This window comes from Neorhizobium sp. IRS_2294, from assembly GCF_050500145.1.
GTDB classification, from domain to species: Bacteria; Pseudomonadota; Alphaproteobacteria; order Rhizobiales; family Rhizobiaceae; genus Neorhizobium; species Neorhizobium soli.
Map to the genome: position 1 here is coordinate 682,779 of NZ_CP191439.1, position 16,577 is coordinate 699,355.

A 16,577-nucleotide genomic window follows, 5' to 3' on the forward strand; every position below is an offset into this window, starting at 1 on the left:
GCGTGGGCAACCCGCATTCGAGTTGATGTGCGACACCGTCATGGCATACGCTGTAACGAGATAGAGAAAGCGACGCGTTCTGAGGAGGAGGCCATGGCCGAGGCAATCGCTTTCCTGCCGCCACGCGCGTCCGTCCTGTCGCGGCGGGATAACATCGTGACCGATCTTGCCCGTCTCGTACCGGCGGACTGTCTCATCCACGAAGAACGCGAACTCGCACCGTTCGAGACCGACGCCTTCATCTCCTATCGGCGCGTCCCGCTTGCCGTCGTCCTGCCGCGCACCACCGCGCAGGTTGCGGCTGTGATGAAATACTGCCATCGCCACGCCATTCCGGTCGTTGCAAGGGGGGCGGGAACCTCGCTTTCGGGTGGAGCCATTCCGCAGGAGGATGCGGTCGTTCTGGGCCTTTCCAAGATGTCGCGGGTGCTGGAAGTGGACTACAGCAATCGCACCGCCACCGTGCAGGCCGGCGTCACCAATCTCAGCATTTCGGAGACGGTCGGCATCGATGGGTTTTTCTATGCGCCGGACCCGAGTTCGCAGCTTGCCTGCACGATCGGCGGCAATATCGGCATGAATTCCGGCGGCGCCCACTGCCTGAAATACGGCGTCACCACCAACAACCTGCTCGGCGTCAGGATGGTGCTTGTCGATGGCACGGTGATCGAGCTTGGCGGCAAGCATCTGGATGCCGCAGGTTACGATCTTCTCGGCCTCGTCTGCGGCTCGGAAGGCCAGCTCGGCATCGTCACCGAGGCGACGGTGCGCCTGATTGCCAAGCCGGAGGGCGCGCGCCCGGTTCTGTTCGGGTTCGATAGCTCGGAAGAGGCAGGGGCCTGCGTCGCCGATATCATCGGCTCCGGCATCATTCCGGTGGCGATCGAGTTCATGGACAAGCCTGCGATCGAGATCTGCGAAGCGTTCGCCAAGGCCGGTTATCCGCTGGATGTGGCAGCGCTCCTGATTGTCGAGGTCGAGGGATCGGAAGCGGAGATGGACGCGACGCTCAAAGACATCGTCGAAATCGCCCGAAGGCATCAGGTCAAGACCGTGCGCGAATGCCAGTCGGCCACCGAGGCGGCGCTGATCTGGAAAGGCCGCAAATCCGCCTTCGGCGCAACCGGCCGCATCGCCGACTATATCTGCATGGATGGCACGGTGCCGCTCGGCAAACTCTCCTACGTGCTCGAAAAGACAGCCGAAATCGTCGAACGCTTCGGCCTACGGGTGGCGAACGTGTTTCATGCGGGTGACGGCAACATGCATCCGCTGATCCTGTTCAATGCCAATGATCCCGAAGAAGCCATGAAGGCGGAGGAAGCCGGCAACGAGATCCTGAAGCTCTGCGTCGATGCCGGCGGCTGTCTCACCGGCGAGCATGGCGTCGGTATCGAGAAGCGCGACCTGATGCGGCATCAGTTTACCCAGCCCGAACTCGACCAGCAGATGGCAATCCGCTCAGCCTTCGATGAGCAATGGATATTGAACCCGTCCAAGGTGTTTCCGCTCGAGGGGCGAAGGTGAATGTCATGATCTCCAACCCCGTGCGTGAAGTGGGTTTCCCTTGCTGATACCCCATTCCGAAACCGATGCCGCCTATGTCATCCGCAGCGCCGTGGCCGATGGCCGGAAGTTCGCGCTCTGCGGCGGCAACACCCGCTCCGGCTTCGGCAATGCCACCGAGGGCGCAGAGGCCCTGTCATCACGCGGCCTGACCGGCATCGTCGATTACGACCCGGCCGAAATGGTGATGACCGTCAAGGCCGGCACACCCGTCGCCGAGGTGGAAGCGGCCCTTGCCGAAAACCGCCAGATGATGGCGTTCGAGCCGATGGATCACCGCGGCATCATGGGCACGTCAGGAGAGCCCACGATCGGCGGCGTGTTTGCCTCCAATGTCTCCGGTCCGCGCCGCTTCGTGGCGGGAGCGGCGAGGGACAGTCTTCTCGGCATCCGTTTCGTCAACGGCAGCGGCGAATTGCTGCGCGCGGGCGGGCGGGTGATGAAGAACGTTACCGGCCTCGATCTGGTCAAACTTCTCGCCGGTTCGCACGGCACGCTGGGATTTCTGACTGAAGTGACCTTTCGCGTCCTTCCGGTGCCGCAGACGGTGGAAACCATCGTCATCTCCGGCCTCGATGACGAGACCGCCGCCAAGGCAATGGCGGCCGCCATGGCGCTGCCGGTGGAGGTGTCCGGTGCCGCCCATCTGCCCCATACCGTGCGAGCCCGGTTTATCGATGGCGCCTTGCCCGAGAACGAAGCAACCGTCCTGCGTCTCGAAGGTCTCGCCGCATCCGTCGCGGTGCGTGCCGAAAAGCTGGTCGCCGTGATGCAGGCCTTTGGTCCCGTCATCCGACTCGGCATGGAAGACAGCCTGTCGCTCTGGCGCGAGATCCGCGACGTTCATCCCTATGCCAACGGTGCCGGTCGGCCCCTCTGGCGCGTCTCGATGGCGCCGATGGCCGGCTGCCAGCTTGTCGCCGCTCTTCGCATGGAGGCGGGCGTCGATGCCTATTACGACTGGCAGGGCGGACTGGCCTGGATGCAGATGGAGGCAGATCCCGAAGCCGACTTCCTGCGCGGCTATATTCGCGCACTCGGCGGAGGCCATGCCACGCTCATCCGCGCCTCGAAATCCGCAAGAGCCGCGACCCCGTCATTCGAGCCGGTGCCGGATGCCGTGGCCGCACTCTCGGCCCGGGTTAAACAGAAACTCGACCCGGCCGGGATCTTCTCGCCGGGCAAGATGGGGTGGTGATCATGAGACCATCATCGGTATCGAGGTCCTGCGCCGCCTGCGGCAGGCGGGGCCAAGTTGACAGGGAAGAAGCGTACTGATGCAGACCTCCTTCACCCCCGAACAACTGCTCGATCCGCATGTGGCGGAATCCGAAAAGATCCTGCGCCGCTGTGTTCATTGCGGCTTCTGCACCGCCACCTGTCCCACCTATGTGACGCTGGGCGACGAGCTCGACAGTCCGCGTGGCCGCATCTATCTCATCAAGGACATGCTGGAAAACGATCGGGCGGCGGATGAGCAGGTCGTCACCCATATCGATCGCTGTCTGTCCTGCCTCTCCTGCGTCACCACCTGTCCGTCCGGCGTCGACTACATGCATCTGGTCGATCACGCCCGCATCCATATCGAAAACACCTATCGCCGGCCGCTTGCCGACCGGCTGATCCGCAGCCTGCTGGCCGCGGTCCTTCCCTATCCGGCACGGTTCAGGACGGCATTGTCGCTGGCAAGGCTCGGCCGGCCCTTCGGCCCGCTGTTAAAGCGCATCAAGCCGCTTCGGCCCCTCGCAGCCATGCTGGAACTTGCGCCGAGAGCCGCCCCACCGGCCGGATCAGCCCCGGCGATATCTCAGATTCCGAACGCCGAACGCCGCGGGCGGGTCGCAATCCTGTCGGGTTGCGCCCAGCCGGTGCTCGATCCCGGCATCAATGGCGCAACACACAGGCTGCTGTCGCGCCTCGGCGTCGAGGTCGTGAGCCCGCAAGGGGAAGGCTGCTGCGGCGCACTGGTGCATCACATGGGCCGCGAGGAACAGGCGCTGGATTTCGCCCGCACCAATGTCGATGTGTGGATCAGCGAAATCGAAAAGGGCGGTCTCGACGCGATCATCATCACCACGTCCGGATGCGGCACCACGATCAAGGATTACGGCCACATGCTGCGGCTGGACCCGGCCTATGCGGAGAAGGCAGCAACAGTCTCGGCGCTCGCAAAGGACATCACCGAATACCTGTTCACGCTTGATCTTGCCAAGCTGGAGCCGAAAAAGCTCACCGTCACCTATCATTCCGCCTGTTCAATGCAGCACGGCCAGAAGATCGTCGCAGCCCCGAAGCAGCTTCTGAAGGCAGCGGGCTTTACCGTCCGCGATCCCGCCGAAGGCCATCTCTGCTGCGGGTCTGCCGGCACCTACAATATTCTGCAGCCGGAGATTTCAGGCCAGCTGAAAGCCCGCAAGGTCAGGAATATCGAGGCGACCAAGCCGGATGTGATCGCCACAGGCAATATCGGCTGCATCACCCAGATCGCGTCTGGAACAGCCATCCCGATCGTCCATACGGTGGAGCTGCTGGACTGGGCCTATGGCGGGCCCGAACCGGCAAAGCTCGCGAGAAAGGCAAAGGCACTCGTCTAGGCGAGGCCGGCCGATCTTACCCTAAAAGGCGACATCGTCGTCTGATTGCCGCCGGCACCGCCCACTCTCCACCCTCATGCCTGTGCTTGTCACAGGGATTGAGCAGCGTCGCGTCTGCGATGCGGAAGAATCTCTTCAGTCCTTTAACCTAGACCGACCGCATTCCTGTGACGCGCACAGGAATGCGAGAAGAGATGCCTAACAATCAGCCGCCGAAGATGGTGCGGAAAATGTCGAGGCCGCGGTCTTCGAAGGCGACGTCGCCCGGCTTGCTGCCGGGGCCGATGACGACCACCTTGGAGCCGACAGCAGCGCGCGCGTAAAGATGCTCGACATCCTTGTTCATCATGCGGATGCAGCCGGACGAGAGGTTGAGGCCGATCGTCCAGGGCTGGTTGGTGCCGTGGATGCGGAAGATCGTATCACGGCCGCCCTTGTAGAGGTACATGGCGCGGGCGCCGAGCGGGTTTTCCGGGCCGCCCTGCATGACGACGGGCAGCTTGATGCCGCGGCGGGCCTCACGGGCGCGCATTTCGGCAGGGGGCGTCCAGGTCGGCCATTCCGACTTGCGGCCGATCGAGACCACGCCCGACCAGCCGAAGCCTTCGCGACCGACGCCGATCCCGTAGCGGGTAGCGCGGTTGTTGCCCTCGACGTAGTAGAGAAACTTGTTGTTCGTATCGACGATGATCGTGCCCGGCGCTTCATTGGTGGCAAACCGAACCTTCCGGCGCTGGAATTTCTCCGGCACCGTGCGGTTGCGCACCGAAGGCGCCACGTCGCTGGCGGTCGTCTGCGGCCGCGCCGAACTGGAGCTCTGCGCTGAGGCTGCGTGGGTCGAAGCATCCACTGCCAGAATCGAAACCATCATGCCGGCCACGGCAAACAGCATTTTACCCGATTTCATTCTTACCCCCTGGTATTTTCGTCTTGAACTGCAGGAAAACATGTCCCGACCCATCGCCTGCGGCAAGATGAGACGAGGTGAATATACACGGGCGCTCAACGATCGCCGAAGCCACCGTGGCCATATGGCCACAGCAGCCGCGGTGGCGCTTACATCACGATGACTTTGGTGCCGACATCAACACGACCGTAGAGGTCTGTCACGTCCTCGTTGCGCATGCGGATACAGCCGGAGGAGACGGCGCTGCCGATCGTCCAGGGCGCGTTGGTGCCGTGGATGCGGTAGAGCGTAGAGCCGAGATAGAGGGCACGGGCGCCGAGCGGGTTTTCCGGTCCGCCGTCCATGCGGGCGGGAAGATAGTGGCCCTTGGCGGCCTCGCGGCTGATCATTTCCTGCGGCGGGATCCAGCTCGGCCATTCGGCCTTGCGGGTCACCTTGTGTTCGCCGGCCCATTCGAAGCCCGGCTTGCCGACGCCGACGCCGTAGCGCCGTGCCTGGCCGTCCGCCATCACGAGATAGAGGAAGCGGTTGTTCGTATCGATGACGAGCGTGCCCGGCTTTTCCTTGGTGTCATAGGCCACCATCTGCGGCAGAAACTGCGGATCGATGCGGCTGCGTGCCGGCGCGTTGGGCCGCATGGCGACCTGTTGCGCTCTCGGCTGACCGCGATCGAATACGCCACGGCGGACCGGCCGCGGCTGGGCCTGCTCGCGGTATATCACCCGCGGCTGTGCGGTCTGCTGCCGGTCGTTCTGCGGCTGGCGATATTGGCGCACGGTTGCTGCCGATCGTCCATTCGGTCCGGCAAGCTGCATCACCCACGGAGCGGCAAGATCCGGGCTGACGATGACCGGCGGGCGGTCGCCGTAGCGGTCGTTTGCCAAAGCTGTGTTGCAAAGCGCGGTCGTCAGGCCTAGGGCCAGAAGCAGGGTCTTCGTCGTCATCGGTTCCACGTCCACTCGTTTACGGATCTGGCGGCCATGGTGAATGCCACGTCAAAGCGTTTGGTAAACGGGTGGGGTGTTCGGCGCTGGAATTCGCATAAAGCTTTTGGCAGGGTTACCGGCCCGTGTGTAAACATGGTTGCCGCAAGCTGAAGACCTGTCAGACTGACGTTAAGGATTGGATTGTCATGGTTTGGGAGAAGCAAGTGGCCGGCATCATCACGAGCGAAGATGGGAAGGGCCGCTGCTTCTGGCACGGCGGTCTCGAAGACTACCGCCGCTATCATGACGAGGAATGGGGCCGGCCGATGGCCGACGATATCAGGCTGTTCGAAAAGATCTGCCTCGAAGGCTTCCAGTCCGGTCTCTCGTGGCTGACGATCCTGCGCAAGCGCGAGAATTTCCGCGCAGCCTTCGCAGGCTTCGATTTCGACACCGTGGCGCAGTTCGGTCCAGACGATGTCGAACGACTGGTGCTCGATGCGGGCATCATCCGCCATCGCGGCAAGATCGTGTCCACCATCAACAATGCCAAGCGCGCCGTCGAGATGCGCGATGAGTTTGGCACCCTCGCCAAATTCTTCTGGAGTTTCGAACCCCGCGAGGAAGACCGACCCGCGATCATGGATCTCGCCACGCTATGCGCCAACCCCACGACGCCAGTCTCCGTCACACTGTCCAAGGTGCTCAAGAAGCGCGGCTGGACCTTCGTTGGCCCGACAACCGTCTATGCCTTCATGCAGGCGATGGGCCTCGTCAACGATCATTTCGAGGGCTGTTTCTGCCAGCCGGAGGTCGCGCAGGCACGGCTGAATTTCAAACGGCCATGACTTCGGTAAGGACCCGCTGCAACTCGCCAAGGTTCTCGATCTTGCGGAAACGCGGCGCTTCGGTCGGCGCGTCCACATGTTCCAGGACCCAGGTCAGGGCATGCGGCACGTAAACGCCCCAGGATCCCGCGGCGATGGCCGGCACGATATCCGACTTGAGCGAGTTGCCCACCATCATCGCCCGTTCAGGCCCGTCGGCCAATTTTTGGAAAATGCGCCGATAGGTGGTGGCCGTCTTGTCCGAAACGATCTCCACCGCGTCGAAGAAATCACCGAGGCCCGATTGCGCCAGCTTGCGTTCCTGGTCGAACAGGTCGCCCTTGGTAATCAGCACCAGCAGATAATGGCCGTTCAGCGATCTCAGCGTTTCTTCCACATGCGGCAGCGCCTCGACCGGGTGACGCAGCAGCTCCCGGCCGATATCGAGGATTTCGCCGATGGTGCGGGATGGTACGTTGCCGTCCGTCACTTCGATCGCGGTTTCGATCATCGACAGGGTAAAGCCCTTTATGCCGAAACCATAATATCCGAGATTGCGCTTCTCGGCCTCCAGCAGTCGCGCGGAAATATCGGCGCCATCGCCAAAATCGCCAAGCAGCTTTTGGAAGTGCCGTTCCGTCAGGCGGTAGTATTGTTCGTTCTGCCAGAGCGTGTCGTCGGCATCAAAACCGATTGCGGTAATCGGGCGCATGTCACTAGCCTCCAGACCATCAAGATACGGAAGGATGCGACGTTGGACAAGCTTCGAAGCTTACTGTCCCTTCGCCTTCAGCCATGCCTGCATCTCGGCAATTTCCTTTTCCTGCGCCTTGATGATCTCTCCAGCCAGCTTGCGCAGGTCAGGGTCCTTGCCGTGTTCCAGCTCGACTTTGGCCATGTCGATCGCGCCCTGGTGGTGAGCGATCATGCCGCGCGCGAAATCGACATCTGCATCGCCGGAATAGTTCAGCGACATGTCGCTGTGCATTTTTGCGGCCGCATCCTTGTAAGCCTTCGTAGACGGGCTTGTGTCCGTCTGTCCCTGCGGCTTTGTCGAGGAATGGTCATGCCCCTTCATGTCCTGCGCAACGGCCAGGCTGAAGGAAAGGGCAAGAACGGCGGCGGCGATGGGGAGCGTGCGTGTCATCATGCACCAAAGCTAAAACGCAGCTTCGCGCAAATCAAGCTACCGCGCGATCACATCATGGACAGCCTGATACTCACGGCCAAGTTCGCCGTAGGGCGCGACCGGCCAGGACCAGGCTCGGACCGCCTGCGGCGGCGTAACGCCGGCCAGAAGATCCGTTGTCTCCAGAACCTCTCCCTGCCGATCGACAATTCTATAGGCGGTATCGGTCAACAGAATCTGGCGGCAGGGCAGGGCGGAGATCCCGTCCAGATGCGCGCTGACAAGCTTGGCAACGATGGCATCCGGCTCCGGGTGCCTCATCTCCTCAAGCTGCCGCCTCGCACCGACGCCGATCTGAGACAGGATGTTGGCCGAGACGACGAGATCGAGATACGGCACCTGCCGCAGAAACGCCAAAGGCTCCGGCACCGTGCCGGCAAGCGCCTTGTCGAGACCGGAGAGATTGCGCGAAATCAGCCGCCCATTCCGGTATCTGCGCGCAAGCATCCGCAGCCGCACGGAGGCGAGATGCACCAGATCGACCAGAACGACCGTATCGAAACCCTTCGCCAGATCCTCGATCGGCACGTCGCGCAACAGACCGGAGCCAAGCACGACGACGGTCCGCCGCTGCTTCATGTCCGCGATAGTCTCGCGAATGAACGTCTTGCAATTCTCCTCATGCGGTGCCCAGGCGTCGGCGCAACGTCTGGCACGCGACCAGAGATTGACTGATGACCGGATGAACGGCCGGAATTCGGCTGGCGTGACCGGCAGGGTCGCGGTGTAATGGAGCGCTTCGAGGATCATGGGTGAGCGATAGAGGCCTGGCTCCCAGTTCTGTCAAGCATTCAGGCCAAGCTCGCGCTCCATCTCGTCCCAGGTGTAGGTTTTCTCACCGGCCTGGAGACGTTCCATGGCCGCTTCCCCGGCCGCGATGTCGTACATATTCTCAAGATGCTGCTCGATGACGTCTCGCATATAGACGTCCGGCGCGGAGCCGGCCTCTGCGGCGTAGTCTTCGACAAGCTTCAGCATTTCATCCGGCATTTCGATCGTGACGCGCTTGTTCATGGCCGTAACCCTTGTGGTGGCGCAATATATACCACCGCTCTCGCCTGTTCGCCAGCCGCCGCCCTTGCCGCTCCGGCTGTCATCCTCTAAGAAACCGCACACTAATCCGGCCTTTCCCGAAGGCCCGAAGGCAATGGAATATCGATCATGAGCGACAAACAAAAGAAGCCCCAGAAACTGAAGGCCCGCCTGCCGCGCGGCTTTGTCGATCGTTCGAGCGCCGATATCCACGCCACCAACGAAATGGTCGGAAAAATCCGCGAAGTCTACGAGCGCTACGGTTTCGATCCGCTCGAGACGCCGCTGTTCGAATATACCGATGCGCTCGGCAAGTTCCTGCCCGACAGCGACCGCCCCAACGAGGGCGTGTTCTCGCTGCAGGACGACGACGAACAGTGGATGTCGCTGCGCTACGATCTGACCGCGCCGCTCGCCCGCCACGTTGCCGAAAACTTCAACGAGATCCAGCTGCCGTTCCGCACCTACCGCGCCGGCTACGTGTTCCGCAACGAAAAGCCCGGCCCCGGCCGTTTCCGCCAGTTCATGCAGTTCGACGCCGATACGGTCGGCGCACCCGGCGTCCAGGCCGATGCCGAAATGTGCATGATGATGGCCGACACGATGGAAGCGCTGGGTATCAAGCGCGGCGATTACGTGATCCGGGTAAACAACCGCAAGGTTCTGGATGGCGTCATGGAGGCGATCGGCCTCGGTGGCGACGACAAGGCCGGCCAGCGGCTGAACGTGCTGCGCGCCATCGATAAGCTCGACAAGTTCGGCTCTGAGGGCGTTGCTCTGTTGCTGGGTGCCGGCCGCAAGGATGAGAGTGGCGACTTCACCAAGGGTGCGGGACTTGGCGAGGAACAGATCGAAAAGGTTCTCTTCTTCGTTGGCATCAAGGATTACGCGGAAAGCGCGGCTGAACTCGGCGAACTGGTTGCTGGAACAGCCAGGGGCAGCGAGGGCGTTGAGGAACTGAACATCATCGGCGCGCTGGCAACAGGTGCCGGTTACGGCCCCGATCGTATCAAGATCGACCCCTCCGTCGTCCGCGGCCTCGAATACTACACCGGCCCGGTCTTCGAAGCCGAACTCACCTTCGACGTCACAAACGATAAAGGCGAAAAGGTCGTGTTCGGGTCCGTTGGCGGCGGTGGTCGTTACGATGGTCTCGTGTCGCGCTTCATGGGCCAGCCGGTGCCGGCCACTGGTTTCTCCATCGGCGTCTCGCGGCTGCTGACGGCGCTGAAGAACCTTGGCAAGCTCGGCCAGGATGAGGTCGTCGCACCCGTTCTCGTCACCGTCATGGATGGCGATGTCGAGAGCATGGGACGCTACCAGAAATTCACGCAGGATCTGCGCAATGCCGGCATCCGTGCCGAAATGTACCAGGGCAACTGGAAGAAATTCGGCAACCAGCTGAAATATGCCGACCGCAGAGGTTGCCCGATCGCCATCATCCAGGGCGGCGACGAGCGCGCCGAGGGTGTCGTGCAGCTGAAGGACCTGTTCGAGGGCAAGCGCCTCTCCGGCGAGATCACCGACAATGCCGAATGGCGCGAAGCCCGCGTCGCGCAGGATACGGTCTCCGAAACCGATCTCGTCACCAAGGTGCAGGAAATCCTGGCAGCTCAGGCCGAAGATCGAACGCGGGCGAAGGGCGAATGATGTCTGTGACGGTGGCTTTTCCCCTCCCCAACCCTCCCCACAAGGGGGAGGGAGCGCGTTGGTGCGCGACGCCGGCGTCCGATTTCCCGCTGCGCCTCGCTGGTGAGATCGGCGCCGGCCACGAGTCTTCTCCCCCCTTGTGGGGGAGATGGGCGGCAGCCCAGAGGGGGACTTTCTCCCCTACCGCAGGAGCCGTCCCATGCCGCTGATCAACATGCCCGAATTCTCCGGCCGCCTGCTCGATGAATTTGCCGGTCGCGGTGCGGCCCGCATCGATACGCCGGTGATCCAGCCGGCAGCACCCTTTCTCGACATGGCCGGCGAGGATCTTCGCCGCCGCATCTTCCTCACCGAAAGCGAGCGCGGCGAAAGCCTGTGTCTGCGGCCGGAATTCACCATTCCCGTCTGCCTGCGCCATATCGAGACCGCCACCGGCACGCCGCGGCGCTATTGCTATCTCGGCGAAGTGTTTCGCCAGCGGCGTGACGGCGACAACGAGTTCTATCAGGCCGGCATCGAGGATCTCGGCGAAAAGAACGTCGCAAGCGCCGATGCCCGGGCCGTCACCGATGCGGTCGAAATCATCGCAAGCCTGCTTCCCGGTCGCGCTCTCACGATCACGCTCGGCGATCAGACCGTGTTCGAAGCGGTCGTGCGCTCGCTCGGCCTGCCGCTCGGCTGGCAGAAGCGGCTGATCCAGGCGTTTGGCAATACCGCGCTTCTCAAGCAACTGCTGCTGACACTCGCCACCCCGCAGCCCGTCGCCGGCCTGTCGCCCGAGCTTGCCGATCTCCTGAAACAGGACGAGGCGGCGCTGATCGACCATATCGACCAGACCATGCAGGACACCGGCTATTCCACCAATGCCAGCCGCTCTCCGCGCGAGATCGCCGCCCGGTTGACGGAAAAGCTGGCGCTCGCCGAAACCCGGCTGGATGGCGCAGCACTTCTTCTGCTGAGCGAGTTCCTGTCGCTGGAACTGCCGCTTTCGGAGGCAGCCGCCGCCCTTGCCGGTTTTGCCGATGCCGCAGGGCTGTCGTTCGGCCACGCGCTTTCCGAATTCGAAGCCCGCGTTGCAGCGCTTCAGGATCTCGGCATGGACCCGTCGCGCATCACCTATCGTGCGGCCTTCGGTCGTCCGCTCGATTATTACACCGGCCTCGTTTTCGAGGTCACGCAAAAGGGGTCGGATGCGGTTCTGGTCGGCGGCGGTCGCTTTGACCGGCTGCTGACGCTGCTCGGCGCCGTCGACGACATTCCGGCCGTCGGCTTCTCGCTGTGGCTCGACCGGATCGAACAGGCGAGGGCGCGCTGATGACCATAACCATCGCTTTGCCCTCCAAGGGCCGCATGAAGGACGACGCCTCGGCGATCTTCGAGCGCGCCGGCCTTCCCATCGTCGCCGTCGGCAATGACCGCTCCTATCGCGGTCGCGTCGAAGGCCATGAGGATATCGAGATCGCCTTTCTCTCGGCCTCCGAGATCGCCCGTGAACTGGGCGCCGGCGCCGTTGATTTCGGCGTCACTGGCGAGGATCTCGTGCGCGAGGGACTGGTCGATGCAGACCGGCAGGTCGAGATCGTCGCCCGCCTCGGTTTCGGCCATGCGGATGTGGTCGTCGCCGTTCCGGAAATCTGGCTTGACGTCGATACCATGGCCGATCTCGGCGATGTCGCTGCCGATTTCCGCGCGCGTCACGGGCGGCGGTTGCAGATCGCCACGAAATACTGGCGGCTCACCCAGCAGCATTTCTCGTCGCAGCACGGCATTCAGCTTTACCGCATCGTCGAAAGCCTCGGCGCCACGGAAGGCGCACCGGCGGCAGGCCAGGCCGATATCATCGTCGATATTACCTCGACCGGCTCGACACTGCGCGCCAACCACCTGAAGATCCTGTCGGATGGCGTCATCCTCAAGTCGCAGGCCTGCCTGGTGAGAGCGCGCAAATCCGCGCATGAGAGCGATCCGCGCATCGCGCATATCGTCGACGCCGTGCGCAACGCGCTCTGATGGCCGGCGAAGACGCCAATATCATCGGGCTCTACGAACGCCACGCAGCTGCCTTCGACAAGCTGCGCGGCAAGACCCTGTTCGAGAGGCCGTGGCTCGACAGGTTTGCGGCCACCATGCCGCCGCGCGGTCACGTGCTCGATCTCGGCTGCGGTGCCGCGGAACCCATCGCCGCCGACCTCATCCGCCGTAATCATCGGCTCACCGGCGTCGATACATCGGAAACGCTGATCGGGCTTGCCCGCGAACGGTTTCCGGGCCGCGCCTGGATCGTTGCCGACATGCGCAAGTTTTACCAGCCGACCAAGTTCGACGGCATCATTGCCTGGCACAGCTTCTTCCACCTCAACCCGCAGGACCAGCGCGCCATGTTTCCGCGCTTTGCAGCACTCGCTGGCTCCGGTGCGGCGCTGATGTTTACCGCCGGCCATTTCGAAGGCGAGGCGATGGGGGAGTTCGGCGGTGAACCGCTTTACCACGCCAGCCTGTCACCGGAGGAATACGAAGCGCTCCTCACGAAAAACGGCTTCGAGGTGGTGGCGAGCGTCGCCCAGGATCCGCAATGCGGTGGCGCAACCGTCTGGCTGGCAAAGAACATCCGCCGCCGGACATCATAGCAATTCCAGAATAAAAAAAAAGCCCACCAGTCAGTTGACTGGCGGGCCTTCATGGCAGGGAACGCTCAAAGGTTAGGCAGCGATTGCGACCTTACCGCGGCGTGCGTCGACCGAGTAGAGACCTGGGCCGTAGGTGGCGAGCAGGATGTAGGCGCCGGCCAGCGTCACGTTCTTCATCAGCATGATGCCGTTGAGCGTGTTGATCCAGCCGAGAGCGGCATCCGGCCAGCCGGGAACGGCAACGGTGCCCGAATGGAACATCACGCCGGTGAAGATGCAGAACAGGGCGATGGCCCAGCCGGCGATCTTGGTCTGGAAGCCGACGAGAACGGCAAGACCGGCAACGAATTCGAACAGGCCGGCGAGATAGGCAAGGGCGGTTGCAGCCGGCATGCCGGCGCCTGCGATCATGCCGGCAGTGCCTGCAGGATCGGCCAGCTTGCCGAAGCCGGCAAAGATGAACATGAACGACAGAAGAATGCGTGCGACGAGAATGATGATGTTGTTGGTGCTGGACATGGGAAGTCTCCGGGTTGCGGCGCTGGATCTTTCTCCCCGCCGCGTGTGAATTCTTGAACCGGACATTACCCCTTTCTGCCAAACGCGAAAGATGAACGATCGGAGACTGTTTGTCTCATAAAAGTGAACGATAACGGCCATTTTAGAATGTGCAAAAAACCGCATATGCAAGCGAAGGTGAACGCAACCTTCAGCCGGGGTTCACCGTTTGGCACCTACCATCGGGTCGTTCTCACATTGAGTTCGACCTCGAACTAGGAGGAAGATATGAAGAAGATCGCCATCACCACGCTCGCACTCGTCATGGCGTCTGCATTTGCAGTGCCGAGCTTCGCGCAGACATACCGCAGCGAAAGCCGCGAAAACCGGCAGGAAAACCGGATCTACCGCGGTGCCGTCACCGGCAAACTGACGCCGCAGGAGCTTCGCAACATCGCTCGCCAGCAGAACCGCATCGATCGCGCCCAGAACCGCGCAGCCCGCGATGGCGTGATCACCCCGCGCGAGCGCCGCGAGATCGAGCGCCGCCAGAACAACGCGTCGCGCAACATCTACCGCAAGAACAACAACGGCCGCACGATGTACTAAGCCGAGCGGCACTTGAAATGACCCTTCACCGTCCGGCTCTGCCGGGCGGTTTTTTTATGGGCGCGAAACAAAAAAAGGCGGCCCGAAGACCGCCCTTTCGGTTCGTCAATGTGGTCAATCAGAACTCTTCCCAGTTGGAGGCGGCTGGCGCTAGCGAACCGAAGGCTGACGCAACCTTCTTGGCGAGGGTGCGTGCCGGCGAGGGGGTGGCGCGGGCGGTTGCGTGATCGGCGACGCGCACCGATGCGGACATTCCGCGGTCGCCTTCGGTGTTGAACCGGCCGACGAGCTCGCGCAGGCGCTGGGCTTCCTGGGCAAGCGCAGCGCTTGCCGCCGTTGCTTCTTCCACCATCGCGGCGTTCTGCTGGGTTACCTGGTCCATCTGGTTGACGGCAACATTGACTTCCGACAGGCCGACCGACTGTTCCTTTGCGGACGTGGCAATCGCATCGAGCTGCGAGTTGATCGCCACGACATGATTCTGGATCACCTGAAGCGCAGTGCCTGTGGCGCTCACCAGTTCGACGCCATTCTTGACTTCGGACGCCGAGTTCCGGATCAGGTCCTTGATCTCCTTTGCGGCCTGCGCGGAGCGCTGCGCGAGCTCGCGCACTTCCTGGGCAACCACCGCAAAGCCCTTGCCGGCTTCACCGGCGCGCGCCGCCTCAACGCCCGCATTGAGGGCGAGAAGGTTGGTCTGGAAGGCGATTTCGTCGATCACGCCGATGATGTTGGAGATCTGCGAGGACGACTGTTCGATCCGCTGCATCGCATCGACCGCTTTTGCAACGACGGCGCCGGACTGGGCAGCCGATTGATTGGCTTCGATCGCCATCGACCGGGCTTCTTCCGTGCGGCTGGTGGAGGTGCTGACATTGGCCGTGATCTGGTCGAGCGCTGCAGCTGTCTCTTCGAGCGAGGCGGCCTGCTGTTCGGTACGTTTCGACAGGTCGCCGGCGCTCTGGCTGAGTTCGCGGGATCCGCCGTCGATCGCGTTGGTGGCGTTGGCGACGGAGTGGAGCGTGTCGCGCAGCTTGGCGACCGAGTCGTTGAAATCCGCTCGCAAGCCTTCGAAGTCTGCGGCGAAAGCCCGGTCCAACTGGAAGGTGAGGTCTCCGGCCGAGAGCCGCTTGAGGCCTTCCGCCAGACCATTGGTCGCCTCGGCCATCGCCTCGCTGCGTTGGCGTTCGCTCTCCGCGTTGCGGACACGGTCCGCTTCCTGGGTCGTACGGTTCAGCTCGGCTTCATGCTCCATTTCCTTGCTGCGCAGAGCATTGTCCTTGAACACCTGCAAGGCCTTGGCCATGCTGCCGACCTCGTCGCGGCGGTCCGCGCCGGCCACCAGCGCCGACAGATCCCCGTTTGCAAGGGTCAGCATCGTGCGCTGCAAGTGCTGGATGGGTCGTGCAAGCCAGGCACGGATCAGGAAGAAGCCTGCGACGAGCACGAGGGCGAGACCTCCGATAACGGCCCCGAAAGTGGCGTAGATGGTTGTCTTCGCACTGGCGCTGAGATTTTCACTTTCCTGATTTGCAGCTGTCATCACTTCGTCGGTCACCACCGTGAGTTTTTCGGTAACGGCCGCAAACTTCGGCTTGCAGTCCCTCATGAAGGCTTCCTGAGACGCCAGCACGGCAGCCTCGTCCGTGGCCTGAGCTGCGGCCTGAACCACAGGGCCGCAAGCGTCATTGAGAACGCTCAAACCTTCCGCCTTGATCGGCGCCAGCTTGGCATTAGCGGGAAGGGCCGCCATCGCCTTGTCCATCCAGCCACCAAAAGAGGATTTGGCTTTTTCAAACGCCGCAAGATTGCTCGCGTTCTCTTCGTCAGTGCGCGACACAAGCAGGTCGCCAGCGGCAGCGTGCCCGGTCTGCATGTAGCGATTGGCGCGTGCAATTGCCAAAGTTGCCAGGCTTTCCTGCTGGAGAAGCCCGCCATACTCGCTATCCAGCGTTCGAATGCTGTTGCTGCTGTAGAAGGCAGTTGCGACGACGAATATGCCGAAGAACGACATGAGCGTCAGAAATTTACCGATCAAAGATACGTGCTTCATGGCAACCTGCGCGTTGGTGTTTGATTAAGCGCAGTTAATGTGAAGTTGCTTAGAAGAGCGTCACTGCCGAATTACTATTTTATACGAATAAAAATTATC

The 16,577-nt window shown here is 62.3% G+C and carries 17 protein-coding genes; 9 read left to right on the forward strand and 8 right to left on the reverse strand.

Going from position 1 to position 16,577, the window contains the following annotated elements:
* The first annotated feature begins 93 nt into the window (after nt 1-93).
* The 3 genes from ACQY1K_RS03200 to glcF all read left to right on the forward strand — a co-directional run bounded on the left by ACQY1K_RS03200 (nt 94) and on the right by glcF (nt 4,160).
* Complete coding sequence (locus ACQY1K_RS03200) at nt 94-1,527, forward strand: FAD-linked oxidase C-terminal domain-containing protein (RefSeq protein ID WP_113109538.1); 1,434 nt, start codon at nt 94-96, stop codon at nt 1,525-1,527.
* Nucleotides 1,528-1,567: 40 nt separating this feature from the next.
* Complete coding sequence (locus ACQY1K_RS03205) at nt 1,568-2,764, forward strand: FAD-binding protein (protein ID WP_430258292.1); 1,197 nt, start codon at nt 1,568-1,570, stop codon at nt 2,762-2,764.
* A 79-nt stretch (nt 2,765-2,843) separates the two neighbouring features.
* Nucleotides 2,844-4,160 (forward strand): glycolate oxidase subunit GlcF, encoded by a 1,317-nt coding sequence (glcF, locus tag ACQY1K_RS03210; protein ID WP_430258293.1) that lies wholly within the window; start codon nt 2,844-2,846, stop codon nt 4,158-4,160.
* A gap of 205 nt (nt 4,161-4,365) precedes the next feature.
* On the opposite strand, the gene ACQY1K_RS03215 is transcribed toward glcF, so the two are convergent.
* Complete coding sequence (locus tag ACQY1K_RS03215; protein ID WP_244473998.1) at nt 4,366-5,067, reverse strand: L,D-transpeptidase; 702 nt, start codon at nt 5,065-5,067, stop codon at nt 4,366-4,368.
* A gap of 149 nt (nt 5,068-5,216) precedes the next feature.
* The gene (locus ACQY1K_RS03220) at nt 5,217-6,011 is read right to left on the reverse strand and encodes a L,D-transpeptidase (RefSeq protein ID WP_325261771.1); all 795 of its coding nucleotides are present in this window, start codon (nt 6,009-6,011) and stop codon (nt 5,217-5,219) included.
* Between the two features lie 188 nt (nt 6,012-6,199).
* Here ACQY1K_RS03220 and ACQY1K_RS03225 point away from each other — a divergent pair, with 188 nt between their 5' ends.
* Complete coding sequence (locus ACQY1K_RS03225) at nt 6,200-6,841, forward strand: DNA-3-methyladenine glycosylase I (RefSeq protein ID WP_062453729.1); 642 nt, start codon at nt 6,200-6,202, stop codon at nt 6,839-6,841.
* Here the strand turns inward: ACQY1K_RS03225 and ACQY1K_RS03230 are convergent.
* Genes ACQY1K_RS03230 through relB form a run of 4 tightly spaced genes read right to left on the reverse strand, consistent with a single transcriptional unit; the run spans nt 6,828 to nt 9,023 of the window.
* Nucleotides 6,828-7,532 (reverse strand): HAD family hydrolase, encoded by a 705-nt coding sequence (locus tag ACQY1K_RS03230; RefSeq protein ID WP_062453728.1) that lies wholly within the window; start codon nt 7,530-7,532, stop codon nt 6,828-6,830. The genes ACQY1K_RS03225 and ACQY1K_RS03230 overlap by 14 nt on opposite strands.
* 60 nt (nt 7,533-7,592) lie before the next feature.
* A complete protein-coding gene (gene copM / locus ACQY1K_RS03235; protein ID WP_430251984.1) occupies nt 7,593-7,967 on the reverse strand; it encodes a CopM family metallochaperone in 375 nt (124 codons plus the stop codon).
* Nucleotides 7,968-8,006: 39 nt separating this feature from the next.
* Entirely contained in the window at nt 8,007-8,759 is a 753-nt protein-coding gene (locus ACQY1K_RS03240) for a hypothetical protein (RefSeq protein ID WP_430258294.1), read from the reverse strand.
* Between the two features lie 33 nt (nt 8,760-8,792).
* Nucleotides 8,793-9,023, reverse strand: a complete 231-nt coding sequence (gene relB / locus ACQY1K_RS03245) for a type II toxin-antitoxin system RelB family antitoxin (protein WP_430258295.1) — start codon at nt 9,021-9,023, stop codon at nt 8,793-8,795.
* A 147-nt stretch (nt 9,024-9,170) separates the two neighbouring features.
* Between relB and hisS the strand changes: the two genes are divergently transcribed.
* From hisS to ACQY1K_RS03265, 4 genes are all read left to right on the forward strand, one after another.
* Nucleotides 9,171-10,691, forward strand: a complete 1,521-nt coding sequence (gene hisS / locus ACQY1K_RS03250) for a histidine--tRNA ligase (RefSeq protein WP_430258296.1) — start codon at nt 9,171-9,173, stop codon at nt 10,689-10,691.
* A 199-nt stretch (nt 10,692-10,890) separates the two neighbouring features.
* On the forward strand, nt 10,891-12,006 hold the full coding sequence (locus ACQY1K_RS03255) for an ATP phosphoribosyltransferase regulatory subunit (protein ID WP_430258297.1): 1,116 nt from the start codon (nt 10,891-10,893) through the stop codon (nt 12,004-12,006).
* Complete coding sequence (gene hisG / locus ACQY1K_RS03260; RefSeq protein ID WP_062579299.1) at nt 12,006-12,701, forward strand: ATP phosphoribosyltransferase; 696 nt, start codon at nt 12,006-12,008, stop codon at nt 12,699-12,701. The genes ACQY1K_RS03255 and hisG overlap by 1 nt, the downstream gene beginning before the upstream one ends.
* Nucleotides 12,701-13,318, forward strand: coding sequence for a class I SAM-dependent DNA methyltransferase (locus tag ACQY1K_RS03265; protein ID WP_430258298.1), 618 nt, complete (start codon nt 12,701-12,703; stop codon nt 13,316-13,318). The genes hisG and ACQY1K_RS03265 overlap by 1 nt, the downstream gene beginning before the upstream one ends.
* A gap of 72 nt (nt 13,319-13,390) precedes the next feature.
* On the opposite strand, the gene ACQY1K_RS03270 is transcribed toward ACQY1K_RS03265, so the two are convergent.
* A complete protein-coding gene (locus ACQY1K_RS03270) occupies nt 13,391-13,837 on the reverse strand; it encodes a DoxX family protein (RefSeq protein ID WP_062453720.1) in 447 nt (148 codons plus the stop codon).
* A 267-nt stretch (nt 13,838-14,104) separates the two neighbouring features.
* On the opposite strand from ACQY1K_RS03270, the gene ACQY1K_RS03275 reads away from it, so the two are divergent.
* On the forward strand, nt 14,105-14,425 hold the full coding sequence (locus tag ACQY1K_RS03275; protein WP_062453719.1) for a hypothetical protein: 321 nt from the start codon (nt 14,105-14,107) through the stop codon (nt 14,423-14,425).
* Nucleotides 14,426-14,543: 118 nt separating this feature from the next.
* Here the strand turns inward: ACQY1K_RS03275 and ACQY1K_RS03280 are convergent, their stop codons facing one another.
* Nucleotides 14,544-16,478, reverse strand: a complete 1,935-nt coding sequence (locus tag ACQY1K_RS03280; protein WP_092661349.1) for a methyl-accepting chemotaxis protein — start codon at nt 16,476-16,478, stop codon at nt 14,544-14,546.
* Between the last annotated feature and the right edge of the window lie 99 nt (nt 16,479-16,577).

Excerpts from the sequence above, each read along its gene's own strand:
- ACQY1K_RS03215 (WP_244473998.1), bottom strand. The coding sequence starts at position 5,067 with ATGAAATCGGGTAAAATGCTGTTTGCCGTGGCCGGCATGATGGTTTCG.
- hisS (WP_430258296.1), top strand. The coding sequence starts at position 9,171 with ATGAGCGACAAACAAAAGAAGCCCCAGAAACTGAAGGCCCGCCTGCCG.
- ACQY1K_RS03270 (WP_062453720.1), bottom strand. The coding sequence starts at position 13,837 with ATGTCCAGCACCAACAACATCATCATTCTCGTCGCACGCATTCTTCTG.
- ACQY1K_RS03230 (WP_062453728.1), bottom strand. The coding sequence starts at position 7,532 with ATGCGCCCGATTACCGCAATCGGTTTTGATGCCGACGACACGCTCTGG.
- relB (WP_430258295.1), bottom strand. The coding sequence starts at position 9,023 with ATGAACAAGCGCGTCACGATCGAAATGCCGGATGAAATGCTGAAGCTT.
- ACQY1K_RS03280 (WP_092661349.1), bottom strand. The coding sequence starts at position 16,478 with ATGAAGCACGTATCTTTGATCGGTAAATTTCTGACGCTCATGTCGTTC.
- ACQY1K_RS03275 (WP_062453719.1), top strand. The coding sequence starts at position 14,105 with ATGAAGAAGATCGCCATCACCACGCTCGCACTCGTCATGGCGTCTGCA.
- ACQY1K_RS03220 (WP_325261771.1), bottom strand. The coding sequence starts at position 6,011 with ATGACGACGAAGACCCTGCTTCTGGCCCTAGGCCTGACGACCGCGCTT.
- ACQY1K_RS03240 (WP_430258294.1), bottom strand. The coding sequence starts at position 8,759 with ATGATCCTCGAAGCGCTCCATTACACCGCGACCCTGCCGGTCACGCCA.
- ACQY1K_RS03225 (WP_062453729.1), top strand. The coding sequence starts at position 6,200 with ATGGTTTGGGAGAAGCAAGTGGCCGGCATCATCACGAGCGAAGATGGG.
- ACQY1K_RS03200 (WP_113109538.1), top strand. The coding sequence starts at position 94 with ATGGCCGAGGCAATCGCTTTCCTGCCGCCACGCGCGTCCGTCCTGTCG.
- ACQY1K_RS03255 (WP_430258297.1), top strand. The coding sequence starts at position 10,891 with ATGCCGCTGATCAACATGCCCGAATTCTCCGGCCGCCTGCTCGATGAA.
- glcF (WP_430258293.1), top strand. The coding sequence starts at position 2,844 with ATGCAGACCTCCTTCACCCCCGAACAACTGCTCGATCCGCATGTGGCG.
- ACQY1K_RS03265 (WP_430258298.1), top strand. The coding sequence starts at position 12,701 with ATGGCCGGCGAAGACGCCAATATCATCGGGCTCTACGAACGCCACGCA.
- hisG (WP_062579299.1), top strand. The coding sequence starts at position 12,006 with ATGACCATAACCATCGCTTTGCCCTCCAAGGGCCGCATGAAGGACGAC.
- copM (WP_430251984.1), bottom strand. The coding sequence starts at position 7,967 with ATGACACGCACGCTCCCCATCGCCGCCGCCGTTCTTGCCCTTTCCTTC.